The organism is Micromonospora sp. NPDC052213, from assembly GCF_040679695.1.
GTDB lineage: Bacteria > Actinomycetota > Actinomycetes > Mycobacteriales > Micromonosporaceae > Micromonospora.
The window spans coordinates 1-1,093 of the sequence record NZ_JBFAVI010000401.1; the positions used below are offsets into that span (position 1 = coordinate 1).

Annotated in this window: 1 protein-coding gene and 2 pseudogenes; all 3 read right to left on the reverse strand. The window is 73.4% G+C overall.

The genetic code is table 11. The features are described 5' to 3' along the window. A pseudogene (locus tag AB0L34_RS34265) lies at nucleotides 1–258 on the reverse strand (hypothetical protein); the annotation flags it as partial. Then, nucleotides 255–857: a dTDP-4-dehydrorhamnose 3,5-epimerase gene (gene rfbC, locus AB0L34_RS34270; RefSeq protein WP_043326171.1), complete on the reverse strand. Its 603-nt coding sequence runs from the start codon at nucleotides 855–857 to the stop codon at nucleotides 255–257. The gene rfbC and the pseudogene AB0L34_RS34265, both read right to left, overlap by 4 nt. Then, a pseudogene (locus tag AB0L34_RS34275) lies at nucleotides 854–1,093 on the reverse strand (glucose-1-phosphate thymidylyltransferase); the annotation flags it as partial. The pseudogene AB0L34_RS34275 and the gene rfbC, both read right to left, overlap by 4 nt.

Here is a 1,093-nt window from a genome sequence, read left to right on the forward strand (position 1 = left end):
GTGCGGGTTGGTGGCGCTGGAGGTCGCGGCGGTGTGGTGCCAGAGCACGCCGATCGGGTTGAAGTCACCCGGGCGCTCCGCCGCGGGCAGCGCCACCGACATGACCGCCGCCAGGCCGGTCAGTCCCAGCGCGCCGAGATAGAGGCGCTCGGGCGCGACGAGCCGCCGCAGCAGACCGGCCGCCCGGCGCCCGGACGGAGGCGTCGTGCCGGGGTCCGACGAGGACTGCGCGGCGTCGACCAGCGAACCGCCTGTCACTCGTCGCCCCCGAACGGTGCGGCACAGGTGCGGGTACGGCGGTAGTCGGGCAGGAGCCCGGCCGTACGCGCGTGGGCCAGGCTCGGCGCGGCGGCGTCCCGGGCCGACAGCACCGGCGCCTCGGCCGGCCAGTCGATCGCCAGGTCCGGGTCGAGAGGGTGCACCGTGTGCTCGGCGCCCGGGTTGTAGGTGGTGGAGCAGAGATAGCTGAGTGTGGCGTCGTCGGTCAGCGCGCAGAAACCGTGCCCCAGGCCCTCGCTGAGATAGACGGCTCGCCGGTCGACGTCGTCCAGCCGCACCGCCTCCCACCGGCCGAACGTCGGCGAGCCCACCCGGATGTCCACCACCAGGTCGACCACGGCCCCGCGTACGCAGGTCACGTACTTGGCCTGGCCGGGCGGGACGTCGGCGAAGTGGATGCCGCGGACCACGCCCCGCGCGGAGACGGACAGGTTGCCCTGGGCGAGCCGCAGCGGACGCCCGACCACCTCGGCGAGCCGGTCGAACCGGTACCACTCCATGAACAACCCGCGGGAGTCGCCGTGCTGCCGGGGCGTGATCTCCCACGCCCCCTCGATGCTCAGCGGCCGGATCTTCATCCTTCGGTCCCGCTCCGCTCGGCCAGCAGGCCCAGCAGGTATTCGCCGTAGCCGCTGCGGGTCAGCGGATGGGCGAGCACGCGCAGCCGCTCGTCGTCGATCAGCCCGGACCGCCAGACCACCTCCTCGACGCAGCCGATCTTCATGCCCTGGCGCTCCTCGATCACCCGGACGAACTCCGCGGCCTGCATCATCGAGGTGAACGTGCCGGTGTCCAGCCACGCCGTGCCCCGGTC